This is a genomic window from Bacillus sp. FSL R5-0439 (assembly GCF_038008805.1).
In the GTDB taxonomy this organism is placed as follows: domain Bacteria; phylum Bacillota; class Bacilli; order Bacillales; family Bacillaceae; genus Bacillus; species Bacillus safensis.
The window spans coordinates 425,946-445,017 of record NZ_JBBOZW010000001.1 but is presented as its reverse complement, the minus strand read 5'-3'; the positions used below and the strand labels follow the sequence as shown (position 1 = coordinate 445,017).

At 40.5% G+C, this 19,072-nt stretch carries 16 protein-coding genes; 5 read left to right on the top strand and 11 right to left on the bottom strand.

Translation table 11 applies throughout. The annotated features are described in order from the left end of the window. Positions 1–38: 38 nt before the first annotated feature. The 8 genes from NST59_RS02135 to NST59_RS02100 form a co-directional block, all read right to left on the bottom strand. Positions 39–1,373: an MmgE/PrpD family protein gene (locus NST59_RS02135; RefSeq protein WP_144491727.1), complete on the bottom strand. Its 1,335-nt coding sequence runs from the start codon at positions 1,371–1,373 to the stop codon at positions 39–41. Then, on the bottom strand, positions 1,364–2,521 hold the full coding sequence (locus NST59_RS02130) for an amidohydrolase (RefSeq protein WP_144491726.1): 1,158 nt from the start codon (positions 2,519–2,521) through the stop codon (positions 1,364–1,366). Before NST59_RS02130 ends, NST59_RS02135 begins: the two co-directional genes overlap by 10 nt. 33 nt (positions 2,522–2,554) lie before the next feature. After that, on the bottom strand, positions 2,555–3,301 hold the full coding sequence (locus tag NST59_RS02125) for an amino acid ABC transporter ATP-binding protein (protein WP_039176505.1): 747 nt from the start codon (positions 3,299–3,301) through the stop codon (positions 2,555–2,557). A gap of 12 nt (positions 3,302–3,313) precedes the next feature. Next, complete coding sequence (locus NST59_RS02120) at positions 3,314–3,988, bottom strand: amino acid ABC transporter permease (RefSeq protein WP_024427305.1); 675 nt, start codon at positions 3,986–3,988, stop codon at positions 3,314–3,316. A 24-nt stretch (positions 3,989–4,012) separates the two neighbouring features. Continuing rightward, positions 4,013–4,807: an amino acid ABC transporter substrate-binding protein gene (locus NST59_RS02115; protein ID WP_024427304.1), complete on the bottom strand. Its 795-nt coding sequence runs from the start codon at positions 4,805–4,807 to the stop codon at positions 4,013–4,015. A 22-nt stretch (positions 4,808–4,829) separates the two neighbouring features. Further along, a complete protein-coding gene (locus NST59_RS02110; protein WP_099662905.1) occupies positions 4,830–5,333 on the bottom strand; it encodes a GNAT family N-acetyltransferase in 504 nt (167 codons plus the stop codon). Positions 5,334–5,349: 16 nt separating this feature from the next. After that, positions 5,350–6,675 (bottom strand): LLM class flavin-dependent oxidoreductase, encoded by a 1,326-nt coding sequence (locus NST59_RS02105; RefSeq protein WP_144490726.1) that lies wholly within the window; start codon positions 6,673–6,675, stop codon positions 5,350–5,352. Between the two features lie 198 nt (positions 6,676–6,873). After that, positions 6,874–8,661: a right-handed parallel beta-helix repeat-containing protein gene (locus NST59_RS02100; RefSeq protein ID WP_039176499.1), complete on the bottom strand. Its 1,788-nt coding sequence runs from the start codon at positions 8,659–8,661 to the stop codon at positions 6,874–6,876. Positions 8,662–8,924: 263 nt separating this feature from the next. Here NST59_RS02100 and NST59_RS02095 point away from each other — a divergent pair, with 263 nt between their 5' ends. Next, on the top strand, positions 8,925–10,418 hold the full coding sequence (locus NST59_RS02095; protein ID WP_024425520.1) for a peptide MFS transporter: 1,494 nt from the start codon (positions 8,925–8,927) through the stop codon (positions 10,416–10,418). A 71-nt stretch (positions 10,419–10,489) separates the two neighbouring features. Here the strand turns inward: NST59_RS02095 and uxaC are convergent, their stop codons facing one another. The 3 genes from uxaC to NST59_RS02080 form a co-directional block, all read right to left on the bottom strand. Continuing rightward, positions 10,490–11,941: a glucuronate isomerase gene (gene uxaC / locus NST59_RS02090; RefSeq protein WP_052196512.1), complete on the bottom strand. Its 1,452-nt coding sequence runs from the start codon at positions 11,939–11,941 to the stop codon at positions 10,490–10,492. 80 nt (positions 11,942–12,021) lie between these two features. Next, entirely contained in the window at positions 12,022–13,119 is a 1,098-nt protein-coding gene (locus NST59_RS02085) for a Gfo/Idh/MocA family protein (RefSeq protein ID WP_039176497.1), read from the bottom strand. A 58-nt stretch (positions 13,120–13,177) separates the two neighbouring features. After that, a complete protein-coding gene (locus NST59_RS02080) occupies positions 13,178–14,344 on the bottom strand; it encodes a Gfo/Idh/MocA family protein (protein ID WP_058837317.1) in 1,167 nt (388 codons plus the stop codon). 355 nt (positions 14,345–14,699) lie between these two features. Between NST59_RS02080 and NST59_RS02075 the strand changes: the two genes are divergently transcribed. The 4 genes from NST59_RS02075 (at position 14,700) to NST59_RS02060 (ending at position 18,998) form a co-directional block, all read left to right on the top strand. Further along, positions 14,700–15,377, top strand: coding sequence for a GntR family transcriptional regulator (locus NST59_RS02075; protein WP_144490725.1), 678 nt, complete (start codon positions 14,700–14,702; stop codon positions 15,375–15,377). A 37-nt stretch (positions 15,378–15,414) separates the two neighbouring features. Next, the gene (gene uxuA / locus NST59_RS02070) at positions 15,415–16,482 is read left to right on the top strand and encodes a mannonate dehydratase (protein ID WP_039176484.1); all 1,068 of its coding nucleotides are present in this window, start codon (positions 15,415–15,417) and stop codon (positions 16,480–16,482) included. A gap of 23 nt (positions 16,483–16,505) precedes the next feature. Next, positions 16,506–17,360: an SDR family oxidoreductase gene (locus NST59_RS02065; protein ID WP_039176481.1), complete on the top strand. Its 855-nt coding sequence runs from the start codon at positions 16,506–16,508 to the stop codon at positions 17,358–17,360. Between the two features lie 84 nt (positions 17,361–17,444). Then, positions 17,445–18,998 (top strand): MFS transporter, encoded by a 1,554-nt coding sequence (locus tag NST59_RS02060; protein ID WP_064498666.1) that lies wholly within the window; start codon positions 17,445–17,447, stop codon positions 18,996–18,998. Positions 18,999–19,072: the final 74 nt, after the last annotated feature.

Below are 19,072 nucleotides of genomic sequence, written 5' to 3'. Positions count from 1 at the left end.
ACACGCTGAAAGCTCATCTCTATCGATGAGCTTTTTTATCATGCCAGCAACTTCAAATACGCAGCGTCGTTTCCCTCTTTAACCGCCTGTAAAATCTGCTGATCTTGTGATGCGCTTGTGACGCTGCTTAACTTTTGTATGATATCTTCTTTCGATAACGCACAGCCTGGTGCTCCCCGAGGTACATCAACTCGTTTGCTGATGGTGGTGCCGTCAGATAAGGTGAGCTTCACAATCGTAAAGCGTCCTTTTGGAACAGCATCGGGATGGGGCTCTATCGTTTGATCATATCCTCTGCTCACCCGTTTCATCCATATCCGCATGTCTGATGGAATATTTTTTTTCGTAAAGGCATCCAGCGTAAGCGTCTGTCCAAACACTGCAAGTGCGATGACATATTCGACACTGAATCGTCCTTCTTCCCCAGTCAAAGGTGTTCGTTCAATAAGCGCTGCATCTCCGCCTGGCGGGAATATGACATCGACCTGTCTTACCTGCTCCGGCAAAAAAGCCCGCTCTTTCATTAAAGATTGGATCGCATCTGCCGCATGGTGGGCTGCTGAGCAGAATGGATATACTTTGAACCACAGCCCAGGTGAAACGATACGCCATGTAGAACCATAGCCTTCTAGCAAACGGCTTTCCGCAAGCTCCTGATCTCCATAAAGTGAAAAGAAACCAAGTGCGCCATCAAGAACCGAGTCATTCCCGCCAAAACCTGAACAAGCTAAATCCATAGACCAAACGGCTGTTTTAGCAGCTAAGCCGGCTTGTAATGGTTTCATATCAGAGCCAAATTGCTTTCGCATTCCAGCTGATTGCGCCCCGGCAAAGCCGATAGCTTTCGTCAGTTCTTCTCGTGTGACCTGCTTCAAATAGCCAATCGCACACACTGCCGCAATGGCTCCGAGTGTTCCCGTATTATGCCAGCCCCGCTCATAATGTGCTTTGCCGATGGATTCGCCAAGTCTTGCCATCACTTCAACACCTGTGATGTAGGCAGCTAAAAACCGTTCGCCATACCCTTTGCCGTCTGTCAGCTGTGATAGCAGCGCCGGAATGATGACCGCACTTGGATGTCCTCTCACATCTGAGTGCACATCATCATAATCAAGGGCATGGATGAGGTAGCCGTTCAGCATTGCTGCGGATTGGCGACTCACCTTCCTCCCTTGTCCCATGACAGGAATCTGAGCGGCTCCGCCTTCCTGTTCAACAAGCTGCATCAGCTTCTGAATCCCTTCATCCTCTTTCGCAGCAAGCGCTGATGCCGCAGCATCTAACAGGCCATTTCTAGCCATCTGAATGGCCCGTTCATCTTGCAGCGGATCAGCAGAAAGCACTGCCTCTGCCAGTTGTTTTGTTAGCTCCATGATCGAGACTCCAATGCCCGAACGGCAAGCTCAGCAAAGAAGGCAGCAGCAACCGGAAGTGCGTCTTCATTTAAAGTAAACGCAGGGTGATGCCACTCCTTCGTACCACTGGTCCCCATCCATACAAAAAAGCCTGGAATGCGTTCTTGATAAAGGGCAAAATCTTCTCCGCCCGGTGACTGCTCTGCCTGCACGACACGTAAGTCAAGCGAGCCAGCCGTTTCTTCTACTACCTTTGTCAGACGCTCATCATTCATGACAGAAGGCAAATACGGATGCCATCTCACTTCAGCCTCTGCTCCAAATCCCTCTGCAATTCCGCTGACGATTTTTTTCATGAGCTCTGGAATCATCGCTCTTACTTCAGGCTCAAACGTCCGAACGGTTCCTTCCATCTCGACACGGTCGGGAATCACATTCCATGACGTACCGCCTTGAATGCGTGTGATGCTGACAACCGCATGATGCAAGGAGCTGATGCGGCGGCTGACGATTTGCTGAAGGGCACTTGTGATCTGCCCGCTGATGGCAATGGGGTCCACCGTGTGATTTGGAATCCCGGCATGACCTCCCGTTCCTTTAATATCGATTTCAAACCGATCCACACTCGCCATCAATGCTTTTTCTCTAATGCCAATCGTGCCAACTGGCAGGTCAGGTTTGTTGTGCATACCAAAAATCGCATCGACTCCATCTAAAACGCCTGCCTCTATAACGTGCTTCGCTCCTTGAGCAACTTCCTCAGCCGGCTGGAACAAAATACGGACCGTGCCTTTGATTTCGTGTTTCCGCTCCTTTAATAAAAGTGCCGCCCCAAAAATAGAAGCTGTATGGAAATCATGACCGCATGCATGCATTTTGCCCGGTACCTTTGAAGAAAATGGTTCGGCAGATGCTTCTTCAATCGGAAGAGCGTCAATATCGGCTCTCAGAGCAATTGTCGGTCCTTCTTGTTCTCCTTTGATTTCACAGACAACGCCTGTTTGCAGGGCTGGGATATCAAGTACAGTGATCCCTTCCTCTTCTAACCAGCGGCGCAGTTTCTTTGTCGTTTCATATTCTTCAAACGCCAGCTCTGGATGCTCATGAAGCGCTCGGCGAATGTTGATTAAACGTTTGTTTAAAGCTCCATTTCCTATTGATTTCACTGTCAATCACCCCTCTAAAGAATAAAAAGCAGCTTATGCTTCTTCAGCCGCTGCTTCTTTTTGGATAAATCGTTTCGTCCGTTCATTCTTCGTTTCATCAAATAACTCAGTTGGCGTCCCCTGCTCAATAATATGACCATCTGCCATGAAAATCACATGGTCTGCCACTTCTCTTGCAAACGCCATTTCATGTGTGACGATGATCATTGTTGTTTCTTGAATCGCAATGGATTTAATGACTTGAAGCACACCTGAGACAAGCTCTGGATCAAGCGCTGACGTTGGTTCATCCAGCAAAATCGCATGTGGATCAACCGCTAACGCGCGGGCAATCCCAATCCGCTGCTGCTGCCCGCCAGATAATGTGACTGGATAGCTGTCAGCCTTTTGCTCTAGCCCTACCTGCTTCAGCAGTTTCATACCGATTTCATTCGCCTGCTGCTTTGTCATTTTTTTCGTCACAAGCAATGATTCTGTAATGTTTTGCAGTGCTGTCTTGTTTTTAAATAAATTATAGTTTTGAAACACCATGGCCGTTTGTTGACGCAGGTGATGGGCTTCTTTACGTGAATATTTAGACGCATCGAGCTTCGCATCGCCAATTTCAATCGTGCCTTCATCTGGTGTTTCTAATAAATTTAAGCAGCGCAGCAAAGTGGATTTACCGGAGCCAGAAGGTCCGATAATGGCCACAACCTGCCCTTTTTGCACGTCGAGATTGATTCCGTCTAAGACGACAAGGTCGCCGAATGATTTCTTCAAATTGGTGAGCTTGATCATGTCCACACCTCCTTAATTCCGGTAAGGTTTGCTGATTTTTCGTTCAAATAGGTCTTGCAGGAAGCTATAAATGATGGTCATCACCCAATACACAATCCCTACGGCTAAATAGGTTTCAAAGTATTTATAGTTCGCCGATGCAATCATCTTCCCTTGTGCAAACATTTCTGCCACACCAATCGTAAAGGCAAGAGATGTTTCTTTTAAAAGACCAATAAAGGTATTCCCCGTCGCTGGAATCGCATTTCTGATGGCCTGCGGGAAAATAATTCTGACGTAAGACTGCCATCTTGTCATACCGACAGATAAGCATGCCTCAAGCTGCCCTTCATCCACTGAGTTCAGAGCCGCTCTGAAAATTTCTGCTAAGTATGCTGAGTTTTTAATACTTAATCCGATAATGACCGCTGTTAAAGCATCCATTGAGGTCATCGCAGGGAATAGCTGCGGGAGACCAAAATAAATGAGAAAGAGCTGAACCAAGGTTGGAACCGCTCTGAAGAAAGAAATATACAGCTTGGCAAATTGGTATAAAACAGGTATCCGGTTTTTCGTAATAAGAGCGAATACCACACCAATGATAATGGCAAATACCATGGAGACAATCGCCATGAAGATCGTTATCGGCAAGTATTGAAGCAGTGTCGGAAAAACCGTCACCATATACTGCCAATCAATTTTGTTCATGTCTGCTCTTCACCGCCGCTGTTGTTATTTTTTAATTGGCACTGTGACATCGTCTTTGAAATATTTCTCAGACAATTTCTTAAGTGTCCCGTCTTCTCTTAATTCTTTGATGGCTTTGTTAAATTCTTCTCTTAGTTTGTCATGCTTTTTATCTTTCGCAAATGGGTAGCCTACTTCTTCATACACAATTGGGTTGCCTACGATTTTCAGCGGCAGACCTGTTTTTTCAATTTGAGCAAGTAATACACTGCGGCCGTTGACATAAGCATCTACGCGGCCATTTGCCACTTCATTTAATACGCCGTCTTGCGTTTCATATGTTTTAATCTTAATTTTCTTATCTGGGTCTTTGCTCTCTAAGTTTTTAGCATGGTTAGAGCCAAGAACCGCCGCCACTGTTTTTCCTTTTAAATCATCAAGACCTTTGATGTCGTTGTTGTCTTTTTTTACGATGATTTGTGTTCCTGCGTATGCGTACGTATCTGTAAAGTTAAATGTTTGTTTACGCTCGTCTGTAATGGCAACTTGGTTTGACACCGTATCGAGCTTACCAGATGTCAGCTGTCCCATTAGTCCGCTGAATTCGCTCAGCTGCCAGTCTAGTTTGTAGCCAAGCTTTTTCGCAATGGCTTCTGTTACTTCAACATCGAATCCGACAAGCTTGCCATTGTCTTTATAAGCGAATGGATAGCTTTGTCCAGTAGCGCCTACTTTTAATACTTTTTCGTCTTTGCCTTCACTTTGATTGTTACCACCGCAAGCTGCTAAAACTGCCAGCATTGCTGCAAAAAGAACGACTAGCCACTTTTTGTTTTTCATGTTCGAAAACCCTTCTTTCGTCTTATGGTTGTGTGATATCTGATCTTAATTGTTTTTTTAAATAAATCGTGATATGACCTTTGCCTAAATCCTTTTCTCCTGCTCTGACATAGCCTTTGCGCTCATACATTTCTACGAGCCACGGGTGCTTATCAGCTGTACCGAGTGACACGTACGGTACCTTTAGTGTATCCCTTAGTACTTCGGTTTCAACCCATTCCAGCAAGGCAGAACCTGTCCCTTTTTTGGCGGCTGGTTCTGAGGCAAACCACCAGATGTGAGGGACGCCGAACGGTCCTGGCTGCTCTCCCCAAGGCATACGGAGTGATAAGGTGGATAGAAGCTCTCCGTTTTCTTCCATCACATAGCAAAGATTCTTTTGTACATTATTCTGAACGAGAGCGAAATCGGCATGTGCTGCTTGGAACTGAATGCCGAGCTCACGAATTGGCTCATAGGCTCTTGTTGTTAGTTCAAGAAGCGCCTCTATATCTGCATCTGTTGCCAGACGAAACGTGTATCCCAACGTTAGTCACCTCACCTTATGTCGTGTAGCGATTTTTTGGCTCTGTTAGTCCGAGATTTTCTCGTAAGGTTTGTCCTGTGTAATCGGTTTTGAATAAGCCTCGTTCCTGAAGGATTGGGACGACGCGGTCTACAAACACATCCAGTCCTTCTGGCAAGAGCGGCGGCATCACATTAAAGCCGTCTGCTGCTTCTTCATTCAGCCATGTTTCCATCACGTCTGCCAGCTGCTCCGGCGTTCCAATGAAAATATTATGACCGCGTGAGCCGGCAACCGATTGATAGAGCTGGCGAATGGTCAGGTTATCCTTTCTCGCCATATTCATCACGAGATCAAAACGGCTTTTCACCGCATTTGACGTGCTCGGATCAATCTCTGGAAGCGGTCCGTCTAACGGATACTGAGACAGATCAATCCCGCCTAAGTAATTTTGCAGAATGCTCAGTCCAATCTCAGGAACAATCAGCTCCTGTAATTCTTCATATTTTGCTCGGGCTTCTTCCTCTGTATCAGCAATGATCGGGAAGATACCCGGCATGATGCTGACGTCCTCTCTAGCACGGCCAGCAGCCTCTACTTTCCCCTTCAAGCTTTGATAAAATTCCTTCGCTTTTTCGAGATCGTTTTGTGCAGTGAAAATGAGCTCTGCTGTTTTTGCTGCAAGCTTTTGACCATCTTCGGAAGATCCTGCTTGAATGATCACAGGCTGCCCTTGCGGCGTGCGTGATAAGTTGAGAGGCCCCCTGACTGAGAAGAACTCACCTTTATGCTGGAGCTCATGAAGCTTACTAGATTCGAAGAATTCTCCTGTTTCCTTGTTTCTGACAAGGGCGTCTTCCTCCCAAGAATCCCAGAGACCTTTGACGACTTCGACGAACTCTTCTGCCCGTTCATAACGTTTATGGTGTGCTAAATGCTCTTCTCCGCTAAAATTTTTCGCTGTTTCTTCAATAGAAGATGTGACCACATTCCATGCCGCTCTTCCGCCTGATAAATGATCAAGGGAGGCAAACTGTCTTGCAATATGGAAAGGCTCACTGTATGTAGTGGAAGCTGTTGCTGCTAAACCAATCGTTGAAGTAGACTCAGCAATCGATGAAAGCAGCGTGAGCGGTTCAAATCTCGTTAATACGTTCGGATGAGAGGTTTGATTAATGGATAAACTGTCAGCTAAAAAGAGCAAATCCAGCTTTCCTTCCTCTGCCTTTTTCGCTAATTGTTTAAAATAATCTAGGTTCATGGCTGCGTCTGGTACTGCATTCGGATGTCTCCAAGAGGCAACGTGATGTCCAGTTCCTGCGATGAATACGCCTAGCTTGAGCTTCCTTTTCGGCTGTGACACTTGTTCTTCATCCTTTCTATATCCTACATGTATCAAACTGAAGTCCTTAGAAGATACATTTTTCTGATTGAATTAATCGGTTTTATTAATAAAAAAAGGGCAAATGTTGCGAAAAATGAAAAATAATTATTACTATATGCCCTTTTTACAGGATTGTCAACCGCCTTCTGAACCTCCAAAATAAGGGATTTCAAACGCTTATGATGGCGTATCAATCTCAATATTTCCGATGAGCCGGTCTGTGGTATGTGTCAACAATTGACTGCGCTCCAGCATGTTGTGAGCGATGACAGAATGAGTGGAATTTGCGGTGCGGACAGCAATCGCTTTTTGAGGAGATAGATTGATGATGTTATTGCGCAGCACACGAGCTGAGGAAGCCTGGTCAATAAAGATCGCTGTCGGCTGTCCGATCGATCGATTTAAATAGAAGCGGTTATCTCCAATTTGTGGTGAACCATTTTTAATATACATCACCACATATAAGGATGTTTCTTCAAAGGAATTGTCTTTAATTTCTAATGCCCCTGTCGTGCTACTGTATACAGCGTAGTTTTGATAGTTTTTAAAGCGATTCTGCCAGATGAAAGCCTTTGCATTTTCGGTGACACTGATCGTATAGGAAGAATCTAGCTCCGGGTGTCCTTCTTGAATAAAGTGGTTGCCATTGATCCCTGTTTCCCCTTCCTGCACCCAGATTCCTCTGCTGAATTCTTTGAATTGATTGTGCTGGATCAGGATATTCGTTCCTCTCACCACGGCCGCATCGATAACAGAATAGACCGTATTGTTTGAAAAGACGACACTATCCGATTGATAGATACGCAGGGAGGCGCTCCTTTTTCCGGTATTCGTTCCTGATTCAATATGGTTTCCTTCTATTAGAATACGATTCGCCATATAAACGGACACAGCCGCATCTTCAAAAAGACTAATCTTATTACCTGTAATGTGAACACTGTCTCCCCTCACATCAATCCCTTTTTCAAACCCCTCAATCATATTGCCAATAATAATCACATTGTTTTCGGTTTGGCCAAGTGAGACGCCTAAGCTCGTAATCCCTGCTTTTGTAACACCTCCTCCCACTGCACGAATCATATTGTTGGCAATGATCGTTTCGGTGGAGAAGCCATAGGAGATACTGCTATCTGTATGATTGCCTTCAATGATCACACCATAACCGTTAAAGTTATAGATTGAGCTCGCAGCCCCTCCTCTGACGATGTTGTTTCGAATCTGAATATTCAGCGGTTCTTCCATATTAACGGCATTTTCTCCATAGCCTTCAATATCAATGCCCATTCTTGGCTCGACCCCATTTACTCCTGCTCTTTCCAAGAGACAGTCCTCCACAATGACCCCATCACAGCCTGTAATCGAAATGTTGTTGCGCCTCGAATCTGTGATGGTGCAGCCGGAAATATCAATAGATGCAGCAGGCGAGTACGGTTCACCCTCTGTCAATAAACCATGGGGACTGACAATAATGCCGTCTCCCGTACAATTTTTGATTTGGACATGATTCACCTCGACATGGGAGGCACCTTCAATGCACACCCCAAAGCCCCATTCATGGGTTTTTCGTTCAGAGGGGAGCGGCTTGTATACATGCTCATGACGATCCCCTTCAATACGTCCGCCTCGGATGGTCACATTCTGAACCTTTCCTATATAAAAGGCTGCATACCCCCATGAATCATTTGGTTTTACCTTTATCACAGCGTCTGGCGCCATCTCAATGCATATATGACTTGGCACCCGTATACCTGCACCTCGGAAAGGAAAAAATGAATCACCTCTGTACACCGCATCGATTAAATATGTGCCGCTCGGCAGCCAGACATGGGAATACCCTTGTGCTTTTGTCCATTCTAAACATTCATTGAGCTTGGCTGTGCAATCCGTTTTCCCGTCAGCAATCACGCCAAAATCTAGTACATTGACAACAGGTTTTTTTAGATCAGCTTCATTCAATTCCCCCAACCTAAATCACTCCTTTTCACACATGTTCTCTCGTCATCCTATGCATGTGGTAAAGGTTTGCTTGTACATTGCTTCAAATTTTAAATAAATTCTTCCGGAATAACTTTCCGATAATTTTTACTTCAATGAATTTTTCAATTTTTTGAGTCTTTAAGCCTATTGAACTAACATTTTCCTGTTTTAGAATAGTTTTATATTGACACAAGAACTATACAAGAATATCATTTTTCTCATATCTCTTTTTTTAAGAAAGGATCTATGCCATGTCTACAATTGACCACGATAAAATTGTTAAAAGTGTTCCTCAAAAAGGGTTTTTTGGACATCCAAAAGGACTTTACACACTGTTTTTCACTGAATTTTGGGAGCGTTTCTCCTATTATGGCATGCGTGCACTGCTTATTTATTATATGTACACAGAGGTGACAAAAGGCGGTCTAGGCTTTGACCAGACGACAGCCAATTCGATCATGTCTGTCTACGGTGCGCTTGTCTATATGTCAGGAGTTATTGGCGGATGGCTCGCCGACCGGGTATTTGGTTCGTCCAGTACGGTGTTTTATGGCGGAGTTTTCATTATGCTTGGCCACGTGATTTTGGCTTTGCCAAGTGGAGCAACAGCGCTCTTTATTAGTATGGGACTGATTATTATTGGGACAGGTCTTCTTAAGCCAAACGTTTCAAACATTGTTGGCGACCTGTATACAAAAACAGATCCACGTAGGGACTCTGGATTTAGTATTTTCTACATGGGGATCAACATGGGTGGCTTTATCTCCCCATTAATTGTCGGAACACTCGGTCAAAAAGTGAATTTCCACCTCGGGTTCTCACTCGCTGCCGTTGGGATGCTTGTTGGACTCATTACATTTGTGGTCACAAAAAAACCGAACCTTGGTCTTGCCGGCACTTATGTGACAAATCCATTATCAGCTGCCGAACGTAAGAACTTCAAAATTTACGGATCATTGGTTGTGATTTTGCTCGCAGTTTTTGCTGTCATTGGCATTCAAACAGGCGCACTCACAATTAATCTATTCACTTGGTTTGTCAGTGCCCTTGGTGTACTCATTCCGATTGTTTATTTCATTGTCATGTATTTCAGTAAAAAGACGAGTGCAGTGGAGCAATCCAGAGTTCTCGCTTATATTCCATTGTTCCTTGCTGCCGTGATGTTCTGGGCGATTCAAGAACAAGGCTCAAACATTTTAGCGACATATGCAGATCAACGAACAAACTTGAATTTTCTTGGGATGACACTAGCGTCTTCATGGTTCCAATCATTGAACCCTATCTTTATTGTGCTGCTGTCTCCAGTGTTTGCTTGGTTATGGGTCAGACTTGGGAAGAAACAGCCGTCTACCCCGATTAAATTCTCACTCGGCCTTCTGTTTGCAGGGTTATCCTTCATCATCATGATCATTCCTGCATACATGTCTGGTCCGAACACACTTGTGAGCCCATTATGGCTCGTTCTGAGCTTCTTCCTCGTTGTGATCGGAGAGCTCTGCTTATCACCAGTTGGACTGTCAGCGACAACAAAGCTGGCACCTGCTGCCTTCTCAGCGCAAACGATGAGCCTTTGGTTCCTTTCAAATGCGATGGCACAGGCGATCAATGCGCAAGTAGTCAAACTGTTTGATAAAGTGCCAGAAACCGTCTATTTCGGTATCATCGGATTGCTGGCCATCGTTTTATGCGTTGTAATGCTATTACTGACACCAGTGATTAAGAAAGCGATGAAAGGCGTTCATTAATAAAAAACTGGACATGAGTACATCATGTCCAGTTTTTCACTTTATTGTTGATCATCCTTCATATAGAAATTTTATATCTTACTGCATGATTCATTCGTTTTCATTGGTACTGTCTCATTTATTTCGATGTTAAAATAATTCACGGCATTGTGATAACAAATATCTTTGACTATTTTTCCTATAAATTCGTAATCCCTTGGAAGCTCACCATTTTCTATCCAAGTCCCAAATAAATTACATAAAATTCTTCTGAAATATTCATGGCGAGGGAACGATAAAAAGCTTCTGGAGTCTGTAAGCATACCTACGAAAGTGCTAAGCAAACCTATATTAGATAATGTTTTCATTTGATCTAGCATGCCGTCTTTTTGATCATTAAACCACCACCCGGATCCAAATTGAATTTTTGCTCTGGCATCAGAAGATTGAAAATTCCCTATAGTAGAGGCCACAATCGCATTATGAACGGGATTTAAATTATAGATAATGGTTTTAGGTAAAAGGTTATCTTTGTCTAAGGCATTCAAAAAACCATTTAAATGTCTTGCTAGGTGGAAGTCAGACATAGAGTCGTACCCACTATCTTTTCCCGTTAACTTGAACATTCGTGTGTTATTATTCCTTAAAGCACCTATGTGTAATTGCATGGTCCAATGAAGAGAATGATATTTTTTACTCAGGTGAAGAAGAGTGTTTGTTTTAAATTTATTGATATCCTCTTGGGATAGTGTTTTTCCTTGCAACGCACGTACAAAGATAGAAGATACTTCTTGTTCAGTAGCTGGTGAAAATGGAAATATTTCAAAACCATGATCAGACATTCTGCATCCATTCGCGTGAAAATAATCAATTCGTGAATGTAATGAAGCGATAAAGTTTTCATATGTTAAAACAACGCCGTTGATTGACTCACCTAATTTTTCTATATAATTCACAAAATTTGATTGTTCAATATTTAAAGCTTGATCCGGTCTAAATGTAGGTAGGACCCTAGTAGTAATTCCTACATCTTTACGTATGATTTGATGAATTTCTAAAGTATCGATTGGATCATCAGTCGTACATACAACTTTTACATTAAATTTTTCTAAAATTCCATTTGTGGACATGTTCCTTTCATTTAATCTCTCATTACAGATATCCCAAACTTTATGTGCATTTTTTTCTGAGAACAACTCATTTACATTGAAATAACGACTTAATTCTAAATGTGACCAATGATAAAGAGGATTTCCTATTGTATATGGAACCGTTTGGGCCCAAGCTAAAAATTTTTCCTTGTCACTTGCATTCCCCGTGATCAATCTTTCTTCTACGCCAAACCACCGCATAGCCCTCCATTTATAGTGGTCTCCATTAAGCCAAATATCAGTCATATTTTCATATTTTTTGTTAGCAGCAATATCATCAGCCATTAAATGCGTATGAAAGTCATAGATTGGCATATTTTTCGCGTAATCATGATAAAGAACTTTTGAACTTTCGTGATTAAGCATCATATCTTCGCTTAGGAATGTAGACAATATAGTCACCTCTATACTTATGTTTAGAAAATCAATTAAATGAAATAAGGTGTTATTAACAAAAATAACACCTCACTTTTTTAGATCTTACTTAATTCAATCTCCGTATTTACATAGATTGCGTCTCGTTGTGCAATTAAGCATAGTTCTGCGGCTTTAAAAGTATGTTCTTGAGTCATAGCATTTTCAGTATCGTTTAAACAATCTAAAATAAGTTCACCAAAGTAAGGGAATCCTACTTCTCCATTTAAAGAAAAATGTTGCTCTGTCTGTTGATTTACTAAGTATAAATGGTCTCCTGTTTTATCCCTTGCTATGTCTACGTATTTGCGAATTTCAATATACCCATCTGTTCCAAGAATGAATGTACGCCCATCCCCCCAAGTGCTAAGGCCATCAGGAGTCAGCCAGTCTACTCTAAAATAGTTTGTAGCCCCATTATCCGCAATTAAAGTAGCATCGCCGAAGTCTTCCAATTCTGGATATTGGTGATGTTTGTAATTGCCCACTTTACTATGTACAACTTTTGCATCTTTTGCGCCAGAATAGTAAAGGAATTGTTCAATTTGGTGACTACCAATATCACATAGAATACCTCCATAATACTCCTTTTCAAAAAACCAGCTTGGTCTGCTTTCTACATTACTACGATGTGGGCCAGTCCCAAGAACTTGTACCACTTTTCCAATGGCTCCTTGTTCAATCAATTGACCAGCAAATACGGCACTCTCCACGTGCAAACGTTCACTATAATAAACAGCCCATTTAAGCCCCGTTTCAGCTGTTTTTTTACGAGCAAGCTCCAATTGTTCTAACGTTGTAAAAGGTGATTTATCCGTAAAGTAATGCTTACCATGATCTAAAACACGCAGCCCTAAATCACAGCGTTTAGATGTAATGGCTGCGCCTGCCACGAGCCTTACATCAGGATCTTCGAGAACTTCTTTCTCACTTTTGGCTGCCTGTACCTCCGGATATGCTTTACAAAATTCTTGTACTTTTTTCTGATCATGATCATACACCCATTTTAATGTAGCCCCAGCCTCAGTTAATCCATTGCACATTGCATAGATGTGTCCATGATCAAGACCTATAGCTGCTATTACGAATTGTCCTTCTGTAACAACAGGGGCACTTTTTCCCTTAGGAGCATAATTCATTCCATCACTTTTCTGCATGATTTGTTCCTCCTCTAGCTAGCTTCCAGTTTATTTTTAATAATTTATAACGTTAGACTCATAGTTTCTCGTAATTTCCTCCAACGGTTATCGTATCGTCTGAAAAATTTTCTACACTGCTTTGTTTTTCATAAAAATGCTTAACGTTCGCAAGCATTCCTTCACGTGTATAAAAAGGATCGTCTGCTAAAAGAGGAAGCTTCACATGAACACCTTGGTTTGCAGATTTATAGATGGCTGTAATAAGTTCTAGTGTTTTTCTTCCTTCTGTTCCATCAATTAAAAGCTTCTGGTTACCCTTGATAGCCATTAAAAAATTATTTATTTGTCCTTTATGCCCTTCAAATAGTAATTCCGGATATTGATTAAAAGCTTCCTGAATACGATTTTCTAAATCCTCATCATTTTTCTCTTGAGGAAACCCATTTTCTTTAGCTATTTGAGCATTTACTTTCCATGGGACAGATACTCTAGCTTTTTCACCTTGAAAAATCAGTTGTTGTTCTTCTCCATGATGAACAACAGAACTGGTTACTTGTGCTAAGCTGCCATTTCCATAGCGAAGTACAGCAATCGAAAGGTCTTCAACCTCTGCATTATCATGCAAGGTATTACTAGTTGCTGCAAAAATGTCAGTCGGCAATCCTAACATCCATTGCAACATATCAATATGATGGACAGCATGATTAAGTGTACAACCTCCACCTTCTTTTTCCCATGTACCGCGCCACCATAAATCATAGTAACTATGACCACGCCACCAAAAAGAATCAACTTGAGTATGAGCGATTTTTCCAATGAGGTTTTGATCAAGGACATGTTTTAATCTCATAATGGGCGTCATAAACCTGTTTTGGGCAACAACGGATAAAAGCTTTTGGCTTTCAATAGATGCTTTTATCATTTCGTCACATTCTTTTAGAGAAGAAGCCATAGGTTTTTCTACTAAGACATGTTTGCCTGCTTTAAGAAAATCGATGGCAATGGTTGCGTGCATATAAGGAGGTGTACAAATGGAAACGGCATCAATCGTAGGATCATTCAATAACTCTTGGTAGTTAGCGACAACTCGTGCTTCTAGGTTATATTTTGTTGCTGCAGACATTGCTTTTTCAGGATAAATATCAGCTAAAGCTACAATTTTACTGATTTCAGGCATTGCAAGATAAGCCTCGATATGGGCAGTTGCAATAGATCCAGTTCCTATAATTGCGATGTTGGTCATATCAATCTTTCCCTTCTGCAAGAAGATAAATTTTCACTTCTAATAATGAGATAGCGCTTTCAAAAAACTGAATGATTCACCTAACTGATAGATCAGAGTACCGTTCGTTCTATTAATATTCTAGTTATACTAGTATGGTAGATCAAAAACATTATAACTCAATCTTTTTGAATTTTGTATAGTTTTTTGAATTTTCTTTTTAATATCCCTCACTTTTATGATTGATCATGGCTTACATAGTTAGAATCATCAAGAGTTATAAATGCTCACAGGGTAATATTCAGAAAAATTAAATTAGTGTCTACCATTCTAATGCACTTGTATGGTAGTATGTTAGAGAAAGGAGATTAGAATAATGAATATTGATTTTAAAAACCAAAACCTCTCTACGAGGGAACAAGTTTACAATATGCTAAAAGATCAAATATTAAGCCTGAAGCTTCCACCTGGGACAAATATTTCTGAAAAAGAAATATCCATTCAATTTAATGTTAGTCGAACTCCTGTAAGAGAAAGTTTTTTAAAATTATCTCAAGAAGGATTATTAAGTATCTACCCTCAACGAGGTACATTTGTTTCTTTAATTGATTTGAACCTTGTGGAGGAAGCACGGTTTATGCGAGAACATCTCGAGAAGGCCGTGATTAGACTAGCCTGTCAGGAATTTTCTGAAGAGTTGATTAATGATTTAGATATGAATTTAAGTATGCAAAAAATTTGCGTTAAGAAAAAAGACTATAAAAAAATGTTTGAATTAGATGAGGAGTTTCATAGAACTATTTTCAAACGGTGTAAAAAAGAAAAAACATGGTTAGTTATTCAACAGATGAATGTACACTTTAATAGGAGTCGTATGTTAAGGCTAGTAACAGATTATAATTGGGATAATATTCTTTCTCAACATGTAAATATCTTCAAAGCTATACAAGATCAAGATGCTGATAAAGCTGAAACAATCATGGAAGAGCATTTGAAAATTGCACTTGTTGATAAAGAATTATTGAAGAAAGAATATCCAAATTATTTTAAATAAAAATAGGTTGTTACTTATATTTTAGGGGTGATGGTAGATGAGGATGACATTTAGATGGTTTGGCGAAGGAAACGACACAATCACACTGGAACAAATAAAGCAGATTCCAGGAGTGGAAGGAATTGTTTGGGCACTGCATGATGTGCCCGCAGGAGAAGAGTGGCCATTAGAAAGAATTGTAGAAATGAAAAAATTAGCTGATAAACATAACCTTCATATTGAAGTGGTTGAAAGCGTGAATGTTCATGAAGACATTAAGCTCGGACTTCCAACTAGAGATCGATACATAGAAAATTATAAGAAAACAATTCAGAAGCTAGCAAAGGTCGGTGTTAAAGTCATATGTTATAACTTTATGCCTGTATTTGATTGGATCCGTACAGACTTAAATAAAACACTTCCTGATGGCTCTACAGCTCTATTTTATGAACATAGTCGAATTAAAGATATTGATCCGAAAGACTTAGTAAATAAAATTAGTGAGAACTCCAGTTTAACCATGCCAGGCTGGGAACCAGAGCGGTTAAATCACCTCCACCACCTTTTTGAAGCCTACAGAAATGTAACAGACGATGATTTATGGGACAACTTGAAATATTTTTTAGATCAGGTTATTCCAATTGCAGAACTTCATGATATTAAAATGGCTATTCATCCTGACGATCCACCTTGGCCTGTCTTTGGTCTACCGCGAATAGTAACTAACCAAAAAAACATCAGAAAAATTTTACAACTAAATAATAGCCCACATCATTGTATAACGCTCTGTACAGGATCTTTAGGAGCAAACTTAGAAAATGATTTAGTTTCTATGATTCACGAATTTATTGATAGAATCCCATTTACTCATATAAGAAATGTACGTGTATATGATAACGGGGACTTTGTTGAAACATCGCATCGATCAAAAGATGGATCAGTAGATGTTTCAGCTATTATACACGCTTATTATGAAAGCGGATTCAAAGGTTATTGTAGACCCGATCATGGAAGACACATATGGGATGAACAATGCAGGCCTGGATATGGTCTTTATGATAGAGCACTTGGAATTATGTATTTGTGGGGAGCTTGGGATGCTTTACAAAATAAACATTCTGTATGAAAAGAAGCAAAGGAGGAAGCTACATGGTAAACATACAAGAAAATAAAAATTTAGCTGGTAAAGTAGCTGTCATAACAGGAGGAAGTGGCGTACTTTGCAGCGCCATGGCAAAGGAACTTGCTAGACATGGCGTGTCTGTTGCCATTTTAAATAGAACAGTCGAAAAGGGTGAAAAGGTAGCCGAAGAAATTAACCTTATGGGCGGGAAAGCGATTGCGATTAAATGTGATGTTCTGAATAAAGAGAGTGTTGAACAAGCCGAGAAGATTGTAACAGAGGAATTAGGCAATTGTACAATATTGATAAATGGAGCTGGTGGTAACCACTCCAGTGCAAATACAACCAATGAAATATTTCAAACAGACGACCTTACTAATCCTAAGGTAAATACTTTTTTTCATTTAAGTACAGATAGTGTACAAAATGTATTTGATTTAAATTTTATGGGGACTTTTATTCCTACACAAATTTTCACTAAAAATATGGTTCATCGAAAGGGAGCAGTTGTCATCAACATGTCATCTATGAGTGCCCCTTCTCCAATGACCAAAGTGCCTGCTTATAGCGCGGCAAAAGCAGCAATTGAAAATTTCACCAAATGGTTAGCTGTTCATATGGCCGAGGCAGGAATTAGAGTAAATGCCATTGCACCGGGCTTCTTTTTAACCTCACAAAATAAAAACCTTCTCCTAACTGAAGAAGGAGATTATACAGAGAGGTCTCATAAGATTATTTCGAACACACCAATGAGAAGGTTTGGTACGCCAGAAGATCTTCTTGGTACCCTATTATGGCTTGTTGATGATCATATGTCAGCATTTGTTACCGGCGTGACCATTCCTGTTGATGGAGGTTTTATGGCGTATTCAGGTGTTTAATATTTTTATTTTTTTCCTTGTCATACATCTTTATTTTATATGTTTTTTTAAATTTATAAGTAGGCTTGGAAAGGAGAAATAAGAATGCAGACTGAGAACAGGAAACTAACACTCAAAAATTATATTGGTTATGGAACAATGGATTTATTTGGAGGGGGAGCATTCGCTATCATAGGCGCATGGATGTTATATTTTTTTATTACATACTGTGGTCTTACCCCTGTTGAAGCAGGATCTATTATTGCAATTGCTCGTATTATTGATGCGATAGCAAGCCCAATTATGGGCCATATCACTGACAATTTTGGTCGTACAAAACTTGGGAAAAAATTTGGACGACGCAGGTTCTTTTTACTAATTGGAAGCCCTTTGATGGTTATTTATTCTCTTCTTTGGATTTCTGATATGAATTACTGGTACTATTTAACGGTTTATATTTTGTTAGAATTCCTTGCAGCAATGGTATTAATTCCATTTGAAACACTTGGAGCTGAAATGACGAATGATTTTAATGCACGGACCAAGCTCTCAACAATAAGATTAATCTACTCAGGACTAGGAACATTTTTAGCTACCTTTATTCCAGGCAGATTATTCGAAATATTCGGAAAAGATTCACCTCAAGTTTTTCTTTACAATGGAATTATCTTCACCTTTATTTTTATGGCTGCATTATTAATTACACATAGAACAACATGGGAACGTAAAATAGAAGAAGACATGATAGAACCTGATGGTGTAGAAAAAGTACCTGCTATAGAATCCATAAAAAAAGTCATCATTGACTTAACATCTACTTTTAGAATTAGAAGTTTCCGTCAGCACCTCACGATGTATATTTGTTCGTTTACTGCCATGGATATTTTAAACGCTGTCTTTGTCTACTTTGTTGTGTTTTCTTTAAATAAAGATGCAGTGCTCGCAGCCGATTTATTATCTATTGGTTCATTACTTCAAATGGTATGTACCATATTGTTTGGTTGGCTCGTGATTAAAATAGGTCCTGCGCCATCTTTGAAAATATCTTATACTGCTATTATTACATGTATCAGTGGTTATATATTTTTATACTTCACACAACCAACTTATATGATTATAGCGCTGTATGCTTTCTCTGTTATTTTAGGCATCGGAAAGAGTGGATTATATTATATACCATGGAATATTTACACTTTCATTCCTGATGTAGATGAAATGGTCACTCGTAAAAGAAGAGAAGGAATATTTGCAGGTATTATGACTTTTACACGCAAGAGTACTACAGCTTTAGCCACATTCTTGGTAGGAGTTATTTTACAGGAAAGTGGATTCGTTGCAAGTGCGACGACACAGTCTACGACAGCAATAAATGGGATTGTAGGTATTCTGTTTTTCGGAACTGTAGGGCTAGTCGGGATTAGTTTAGTTATTTCATTTAAATTTAAATTATCTAAGAAAACGCATTCCATTATGATTAATGAAATTAATAGGTTAAAGAATAATGGTTCAATGGAACAGGCTGATGATGAAACAAGAAGTGTTTTGAAAGCGCTAACAGGATGGGATTACGAGAAGCTTTGGGGTAATAATAATGTAGGATATCAGAATAAGCGCCAAAATTTTGAACAACAAGATTTTAAACAGCAGGATATGAACTAACTTTTGTTGTTAGTTGAGAACTTACAGAATCACTTCAAAAAAAACACCTTCAGATTGATATCAGAGGTGTTTTT